The 8,157-nt window shown below is 36.2% G+C and carries 8 protein-coding genes; 6 read left to right on the top strand and 2 right to left on the bottom strand.

Annotated features, from left to right (window positions below; translation table 11 throughout):
- Nucleotides 1–144 precede the first annotated feature (144 nt).
- Nucleotides 145–795, bottom strand: coding sequence for a hypothetical protein (locus RDN22_RS10480; RefSeq protein ID WP_374043098.1), 651 nt, complete (start codon nucleotides 793–795; stop codon nucleotides 145–147).
- Between the two features lie 157 nt (nucleotides 796–952).
- Here RDN22_RS10480 and RDN22_RS10475 point away from each other — a divergent pair, with 157 nt between their 5' ends.
- Nucleotides 953–1,711, top strand: a complete 759-nt coding sequence (locus RDN22_RS10475) for a 1-acyl-sn-glycerol-3-phosphate acyltransferase (protein WP_308558057.1) — start codon at nucleotides 953–955, stop codon at nucleotides 1,709–1,711.
- Nucleotides 1,712–1,778: 67 nt separating this feature from the next.
- Here RDN22_RS10475 and RDN22_RS10470 read toward each other — a convergent pair whose 3' ends face one another.
- Nucleotides 1,779–3,794, bottom strand: a complete 2,016-nt coding sequence (locus tag RDN22_RS10470; protein ID WP_308558056.1) for a KUP/HAK/KT family potassium transporter — start codon at nucleotides 3,792–3,794, stop codon at nucleotides 1,779–1,781.
- Between the two features lie 180 nt (nucleotides 3,795–3,974).
- On the opposite strand from RDN22_RS10470, the gene RDN22_RS10465 reads away from it, so the two are divergent.
- The 5 genes from RDN22_RS10465 (at nucleotide 3,975) to RDN22_RS10445 (ending at nucleotide 7,938) form a co-directional block, all read left to right on the top strand.
- The gene (locus tag RDN22_RS10465; protein WP_308558055.1) at nucleotides 3,975–4,811 is read left to right on the top strand and encodes a glycosyltransferase; all 837 of its coding nucleotides are present in this window, start codon (nucleotides 3,975–3,977) and stop codon (nucleotides 4,809–4,811) included.
- A gap of 20 nt (nucleotides 4,812–4,831) precedes the next feature.
- Entirely contained in the window at nucleotides 4,832–5,788 is a 957-nt protein-coding gene (locus RDN22_RS10460; protein ID WP_308558054.1) for a glycosyltransferase family 8 protein, read from the top strand.
- 12 nt (nucleotides 5,789–5,800) lie between these two features.
- Nucleotides 5,801–6,748 carry a glycosyltransferase family 8 protein gene (locus tag RDN22_RS10455; RefSeq protein WP_308558053.1) on the top strand — a complete coding sequence of 316 codons (948 nt, stop codon included), beginning with the start codon at nucleotides 5,801–5,803 and terminating at the stop codon, nucleotides 6,746–6,748.
- The gene (locus tag RDN22_RS10450; protein WP_308558052.1) at nucleotides 6,745–7,614 is read left to right on the top strand and encodes a lysophospholipid acyltransferase family protein; all 870 of its coding nucleotides are present in this window, start codon (nucleotides 6,745–6,747) and stop codon (nucleotides 7,612–7,614) included. Before RDN22_RS10455 ends, RDN22_RS10450 begins: the two co-directional genes overlap by 4 nt.
- A gap of 93 nt (nucleotides 7,615–7,707) precedes the next feature.
- Complete coding sequence (locus RDN22_RS10445) at nucleotides 7,708–7,938, top strand: cytochrome b5 domain-containing protein (RefSeq protein WP_308558051.1); 231 nt, start codon at nucleotides 7,708–7,710, stop codon at nucleotides 7,936–7,938.
- Nucleotides 7,939–8,157 lie beyond the last annotated feature (219 nt).

Genomic DNA, 8,157 nt, shown 5'->3' with positions numbered 1-8,157 from the left:
CAACGAAAAATAAATCGGCCCTCAAAAAACAATCAAGGACAATTATCTAAAAATATCAGGTCTAACCCTAGATGAGACTTGACTTTACGTAGAAAAAACGTATGAGAATATCCTCATACGTTTTTTTACTTTCAGTGCTGTATTTTAAAGACCAAACAAAAGCAAGTTGTCGCCTTCGATGTCAATAGAACCATCTTTCTTAAGTTGCTTCAAAGAGTTCACAGCAAACTTCTTTTGGCTTCCCTTAAGCTTGTTAGCAGCCTTCATTGCGGCATTATAGTCACGCATATTTTGCTTGTTCTTAAGACTAGTAATGTCCTTATTTACGCTTCTGTCCATAATTCTCTTAAGTGGTGCAGTTACACCCTTCATGGACTTACTGTTGAAGTAATAGTATTGAAGCATTGATTGTGTGGTCCAGCAACTATACTTCTTGTCTTTAGAAGCTACTAAGTATAATGGTGCACCAGCAACCTTACCGTGGAACTTAACTACTTTTTCAACTCTAAATTTAACGTTTTGTACTTTAGCTGGACTAACGGTCTTGCCTTTAAAAGCTGCAAAATGCTTTAAAGCATAATTGTAGTTAGCTTTACCTACATAAATTGGATCAGCATCTTTTTCATTCTTAATTCTTAAAACATATCCTTGCTTAGTTAAGCTAGGTTTGTTTTCAATTACAGCTTTAGGATTTACATTCGTTGTCTTAGGTGCACTACTTGCGGCATTTACTTGCAAAGCAGGTGTTGCAGCACTCAAAAGAAGTCCAGCAACAGCAGCAGATGACAACAACAACTTTTTTATTAAATTTCATTTTTACTACCCTTTCATCTACTAAATTCAAAGATATTATCGCACAAAAAAATATGATTGGATCATCATTTTGATGGGATTTTTCACCCCAAAATTTTCATGCTATCATAAAAATATTAGAGATCTTGAAGGAGTAAGAATGAAACGTACTTACTATTACAATAAGCCCACCGATGATGTTGTCGCTAGCCGCGATCAAAATTTTTCTTTACCAGATGACTATGTAATTTTGCCCAATTCTCGCGGCGCCAAAATCTGGTCACCAATTGCTCGCCATCTTGCGGCTGGCTTTGGCTGGATCGTCTTCCGCTTCTTTGACAACGTTAAGATAATCGGCGCAGAAAAACTAAGGCAAGTAGACGGCGGCTACTTCATTTATGGCAATCACACCAGACCCATGGGGGATGTCTTTACATCCCTCACAATTTTTCCAATAAAAAACTTCTACGCTATTGCGGGCCAAGCCAACTGGGGCATCCCCTTCATTGGTAAATACTTAGTCCGCTACGGCGGTTTGCCCGTTGGTAAAGACATGAAGCAATCAATTAAATTAATCAAAGCAATTCAAACTGTAATTAAGGATAAAAAAGGTGAAGTGCTAATTTATCCAGAAGCCCATGTTTGGCCATATTACACTAAAATTCGACCTTTTGACGCAACCAGCATGCACTTCCCAGTTAAATTAAACGCGCCAAGTTTCGTAATGACCAAAACTTACCATAAAAGACGCTTCAGTAGCCGTCCTCGCGCCGTTATTTACATTGATGGGCCATTCTACCCAGATCAGAATTTAAACCGTAAAGAAGCCCAAAATAAGCTTCACGATGACATTTGGAAGACAATGAATGATCGGGCAAAACTTAACGATTATGAATATTGTCAATACATCAAAAAATAGTTACCAGAAAATTTCTTAATTACTCCACAATAAAAAGGCATCGTTTGATGCCTTTTTATTTTTAGCCTTATTTTATTATTTCCGAATCTTGCGGCTTAATTCGCTTAATTACTACCTCTTTTTGATTTCCTAAAACTAGAGGTATACGTTCAACAACCGTTGTAGAATAATCTAGTCCAAACCATTTAGCAGGATTAGAAGACAGGTTCTGCAACCATACACGAGCTTCAACCATAAATTTTTCATAGCCAGTAACTCGTGTTTGTGGACTGATAACGTCACTAACAATGACAAATGAGAAGTCGCCAACATCACGACCAGGCGTTGTAGTAAAGCGCTGCGGCTGTGCTTCAATTGTTCCATCCTTAATTAAATCATGAACAATCTGCCGTAAATAAACATTCACACTAGTTTGTTTTCTAAAGCCTAAATAAAGCTGAATATTGATTACATTTTTAGTGCCATAAGTATTAACCGCATATTCAGCAGTAAAAGGATCATCAGTTACATTAACTGTAACAAACCAATAAGCTTTAGCACGCTTAGGTCTCTTGTCTAAAATTGAATATAAAATTTCTCGTTTAATAAATTTATTGTATTTAACTTTAGCCATATAAACTAAATTAGTAGCATAAGTTGGATATTCTTCGCTATGACTTAATTCAGTCAGCATATCAGTATATTCGTCTAAACGTACATAGGCATTTTCAGCTTCACGTTTATCACGAATTTTATTGCCATAATACCAAATATACATAATGCTCAAGATAACACCAGCAATGATTACAGTGACATATCCGCCATGCAAGAATTTGCTCAAACTTGAAATCAAAAACATCCCTTCAATAAAAGCAAATACAATCAAGAACATAAGCCGAAACCACATTTTTGTTTTCTTCATACCCAAATATTCGAAAAGCAAAATCGTAGTCATTAGCATTGTAACTGTGATAGCTAAACCGTAAGCAGCTTCCATATGATGTGAAGTTCTAAATAAAAGAACGATCAAAACAGTGATAACACAAATCACCTTGTTAACCATCGGAATATAAATTTGTCCTTTTTCCGTAGAAGGATAAATAATATACATTCTTGGTAAAAACTTTAAACTACTTGCCTCAGCTACTAAAGTAAAAGAGCCAGTGATTAAAGCCTGAGAAGCAATAATAGCAGCCAAAGTTGCCAAAATTATTGCGAAAATTCGATATTGTTCAGGCACCACTTCAAAAAATGGGTTAAAGTCACCGGCAGTATGGTAATTAGGATTATGCAAAATCCAAACACCTTGTCCTAAATAATTAAAGGCTAAGCAAAGAAAAACATATGGCCAGGACCCCATAATATTTCCTTTGCCAACATGTCCTACATCTGAATAGAGTGCTTCAGCACCAGTAGTTGCAAGAAATATTGAACCCAGAATTAAAATTCCCACCTTATTAGCTGGGCTGAATAAAATCTTTATCGCCCAAATAGGATTAATCGCTTCAAGAATTGACCAATCGCGACTCATATTAGCTAGTCCAACTACACCTAAAAATGTAAACCAGATTAACATAATTGGTCCGAAGGCCTTGCCAATCACACTAGTACCCATACGTTGGATTGAAAATAGTAATAACAATATGATAATTGTTACCATAACAACCATATTCTGATCAGGCACAGGCATCACAGAGCCAAATCGCATATTTTTAAGCCCTTCAATTGAAGTAGTAACCGTTACGGCTGGCGTTAACGTACCGTCAGCTAATAATGCTGCCCCACCAACTAATGCAGGAATAACTAACCATTTAGCTCTTTTTCTAACTAATGCATAAAGTGAAAAAATCCCGCCTTCTCCATGGTTAGTTGCTTTTAGTGCAATTAAGACATACTTAATTGTTGTTAAAAGCGTAACCGTCCATAGAATAAGTGAGATTGAACCGACAATTAATTCACGATTAGCATTAGCAATGCCACCATTTTCCGTAATGATTGATTTCATTACATAAAGTGGGCTTGTTCCAATATCACCATAGACAATACCTATGGTGATTAACAAACCAGCTAATGTCATTTTATTTCTTTTGCTAGTTATACTCATATTTATCCCCCTAGATATTCTTATGAATATTGACTCAATTATAACGAAAAAGAGAGAAAAGGGTCACAATATAAAAGAATCTTAATAATTTAAAAAATCTTCTGTACTAAAAATCACTTAGTCGATCATGGTATTATATAGGATAACTAACAAAATAAACGGAGACTTATAGGAGGAAAAATGAATATTCTTTTTTGCGGTGATGAAAATGCAGAAGATGGCGTTTTAATTACTACTCTTTCCTTAATTAAAAACTCTGGTGCTAAAGAAGTGCACCTCTACATTTTAACTATGGAAGCACATAGTGATGAACGTAAATACCATCCATTTTCTAAACACGCTGCAGACTACATCCGCTCTTTATTAGTTCAAGTCAATCCTCAAAATACTGTCGAATTGATCGATTGTACTGATCTATTTCTCAAAGAGCCGCCAACTGCCAACATGAATACACGTTTTACGCCTTACGCTATGCTCAGATTATTTGCGGATGAATTATCACAAATTCCTGATCGTATTCTTTATCTCGATGACGACATCGTAATTCGCGGCGATATCACTACTTTTTATAAGCAAAATATCACCGGGATCGAATTAGTAGGTGTACTCGATTACTGGGGAAGATTCTTCTTCCATAATGTTAAAACCAAGCGCGTTTTTGATTATCTAAACTCTGGTGTCTTGCTTTTAAATATGAAAAAAATTAAGCAAACTGGTCTTTTTGCTAAGGTACGTCACATGATGCAAACCAAGAAAATGTTTTTGCCAGATCAATCAGCCATCAACAAATTGGCTGTGGCTAAACGTGTTGTGCCGCGTCGCTACAACGAACAGTATCGCTTGCAAAAGAACACCAAAATTCAGCACTTTACTACTAGTTTTCGCTTTTGGCCATATTTCCATACTCAAACAGTTAAGCCATGGGATGTTAAACGTGTTCACAGTGTGCTTCACTTGCATGAATACGATGACTTGCTAAACGAGTATCTTAAATTACGTGACAACTTGAAAGAATAATATTTTTTGGAGGACTTATTTTGAAAACAATTCCAGTTTTTTACACTATCAGTGACGACTACACGCCATATGCTTATGTATCAATTCAGTCATTAATTGATCACGCAGATAAAAACAAGGACTATACCATCACTCTTTTGGTTCAAAAAATCACCCCTGAACACAAAAAGAGCCTAGAAGGCATGTCCACCGATAATATTCACGTTAATGTTTTTCATATTGACGATGACATGGTTAAGCCAATTCACAATACCAAAGAAAATTACTTGCGTGCACAATTTTTCACCATGTCAATTTTCTATCGTTTATTCATCCCTGAATTATTCCCACAATATGATAAGGCTGTTTATTTAGATGCCGATACCATCATCTGCGCGGACATTGCTGACTTATATGATACTGAAATCGGCGACAACATGTTTGCCAGCTGTCCTGACTTATCCATTCGCTACATGCCACTTTTACAAAAGTACATTAAGGAATGCCAAGGGATTTTGCCTGCCGAAAAATACATTAACAACGGTGTAATTTTGTTTAACATGAAGGCCTTCCGCGACAAGCATTTCGTCGATAAATTCTATTACTTAATGGGTAAATATCATTTTGATAATGTCGACCCAGACCAAGCCTACATGAACGAAATTTGTGAAGACAAGATTTATCATTTACCAAAAGAATGGGACGCTATGCCTAACGAAAGCATCCCCGAAATCGAAAATCCCAAGATCGTACACTACAACCTTTTCTTCAAGCCATGGCACTTCGAAGACGTTCAATATGCCCACTATTTCTGGGATGTTGCTAAAACTACGCCTTACTACGATGAATTAAAGCAGCAATTAGCTGACTTTACTGACGAAGACCGTAAAAAGGCTCGCGCTGACCTTGAATGGATGGCTCAAAAAGTCGATTTAATTGCTAAAGAACCAAATACTTGGGCAAAAGTTAAAAAGCACGAATCAGTCAAAATTGACTAAGAAAGGAAAAATATGACAGTACCAGTTTTCTACAGCATTAGCGATGATTTCACTAAATATGCTGCAGTTTCATTAAATTCTTTAGTTAAATATGCAAGTCCTGACACAGATTACACTATATATTTCTTAAGCCAAGACTTGTCAGATGAACACAAAAAGGATTTAAGTGCGTTCAGCAGTAAAAATGTTCACGTAAAGTTCTTCCATATTGATGACGATTTAGTTAAACCAATTCAAAATCGTAAGGAAAACTTCTTGCGAGCCGACTTTTTCACTATGTCAATCTTCTACCGTCTATTCATCCCTGAATTGTTTCCACAATATGACAAAGCAATTTATATCGATAGTGACACCATAGTTAACGACGACATTGCCAAGCTTTACAATACAGATTTGGGTGACAATTTATTTGGTGCCTGCACTGACTCCTCAATCCAATTTGTTCCTAAGATGGTCAAATATATCAAAGATGTTTTGGCACTTGATCCAAAGAAGTACATTAACTCAGGAATGCTTGTAATGAATGCAAAGAAATTCCGCGACAAGCATTTTATCGATCATTTCATGGATTTACTTGAAAAATATCACTTCGACTGTATTGCACCAGATCAAGATTACCTTAATGAAATGGGGGAAGGCAGTATTTTACACCTTGATCCACGTTGGGATGCCATGCCTAATGAAAACACCGAACCAATTAAAGATCCTGGTTTGATTCACTACAATCTTTTCTTCAAGCCATGGCATTTCACAGGTATTCAATATGAAAATTACTTCTGGAAAAATGCTAAAGAAACCAAGTTCTACGATGAATTAAAAGCTGAACTTGATAATTACACTGACAAACAGCGTGAAGAAGACCGACAAAAATTGAACCATATGCTCTTAAAAGAAGATAAGACAGAAAAAGATCCTAATAATTGGGCAAGAGTTAAAGAACGCGAGGCAGTTAAACTATGATTTTTGGCGATAACCGAGAGCAAGTAATTAAAAATATTCAAAAAGCTGCTAACGACCGAGATTTTACAGCTAAAGTCGAAATCGGTGATCCACAAATGTCGCTTGATGAAAGATTGAAGTTAGTTAATGACTATTGGGAAAATCGCAAAACTTTTTCTAGTAAAGTTAATAACCGCATCGGACATTTATTATTTGATACTTTAGCCAAAACTTTAGCCGGTTCAACCGAATTCAAAGGACTAGAGAATTTAAACAATTTACCTATTGGTGGTGCTATCGTTACTACCAACCACTATAATCAAATCGACTCTCTTCCAATGAAATTACTAGCAGATAAAATGCATCATCAACTTGCAATCGTAATTGAAGATACAAACTTGATGCTGCCAGGAATTTTCCGCTACTTGATGAATTATGTTGGAACTATTCCTTTGGTGCAAAGCCCTAGCTATATTGCTAACGAGTTCCCTAAACACCTAAGTCGGGCACTTGACCAAAACAAATGGGTTTTGATTTATCCTGAACAAGAAATGTGGTGGAACTATCGTAAGCCTCGTAAGTTGCAACGTGGTGCATACTATTTTGCGGCTAAGCAAAATGTGCCAGTTATTTCCACTTTTGTAGAAATCAAGGATTTACCTAAGGTAGAAAAGAAAGATACTAACTTCTACGAAACCAAATATATTGTGCATGTCTTGCCACCTATTTATCCTGATGTTTCTTTAAGTGCTAATGAAAATGCCCACCACATGATGGAACAAGACTACAAGCAAAAAGTAGCTGCCTATGAGAAAATTTATGGCAAAAAATTGAATTATGATTTCTTAGATTGGGATATTGCCGGTTGGCGCGGCCATCTTTCATAAGAATACCGTAAGAAAAGTTAGATTGCTTCTTTTAAAAGTGACACTGTGTTACCATTAATGTAATGCAATTTTACTTTAGAAAGGAGCTTCTGTATGAAAAAATTCACTAAGGAAACTCTGTCAAATTATGACGGCAAAAACGGTCGTCCAGCTTATATTGCCGTAAACGGCGTAGTCTATGATGTAACTAATAACTCACACTGGGTTAACGGCGAACACCACGGTATGCGCGCAGGACGAGACGTAAGTTTTGATTTAACCAATACTTCACCACACGGTGAAAAAGTTTTAGTTCATATCAACAAGGTCGGTACTTATAACTAAAACTCAATATAAAATTTTGATCTAAAATGAATCCATAAAAAAGTGTCTGGGAAAAAACTAATTCCTTAGACCAAAAAAAGAACGATGAAGTTCATTCAGAATTTCATCGTTCTTTTTGTATACTTCCAGCGTCTTCCTTGATATTATTGAATCACCACAAAACAAAACATTCTAAGCTTAATAGTGAATTGATTATCCGACGGGATAGTCGATTCACTA

It is taken from the genome of uncultured Lactobacillus sp. (genome assembly GCF_902491705.1).
GTDB lineage: Bacteria > Bacillota > Bacilli > Lactobacillales > Lactobacillaceae > Lactobacillus.
The sequence above is the reverse complement of the archived record's forward strand: the minus strand, read 5'-3'. Positions and strand labels throughout refer to the sequence as shown.

Excerpts from the sequence above, each read along its gene's own strand:
- RDN22_RS10450 (WP_308558052.1), top strand. The coding sequence starts at position 6,745 with ATGATTTTTGGCGATAACCGAGAGCAAGTAATTAAAAATATTCAAAAA.
- RDN22_RS10475 (WP_308558057.1), top strand. The coding sequence starts at position 953 with ATGAAACGTACTTACTATTACAATAAGCCCACCGATGATGTTGTCGCT.
- RDN22_RS10455 (WP_308558053.1), top strand. The coding sequence starts at position 5,801 with ATGACAGTACCAGTTTTCTACAGCATTAGCGATGATTTCACTAAATAT.
- RDN22_RS10445 (WP_308558051.1), top strand. The coding sequence starts at position 7,708 with ATGAAAAAATTCACTAAGGAAACTCTGTCAAATTATGACGGCAAAAAC.
- RDN22_RS10470 (WP_308558056.1), bottom strand. The coding sequence starts at position 3,794 with ATGAGTATAACTAGCAAAAGAAATAAAATGACATTAGCTGGTTTGTTA.
- RDN22_RS10465 (WP_308558055.1), top strand. The coding sequence starts at position 3,975 with ATGAATATTCTTTTTTGCGGTGATGAAAATGCAGAAGATGGCGTTTTA.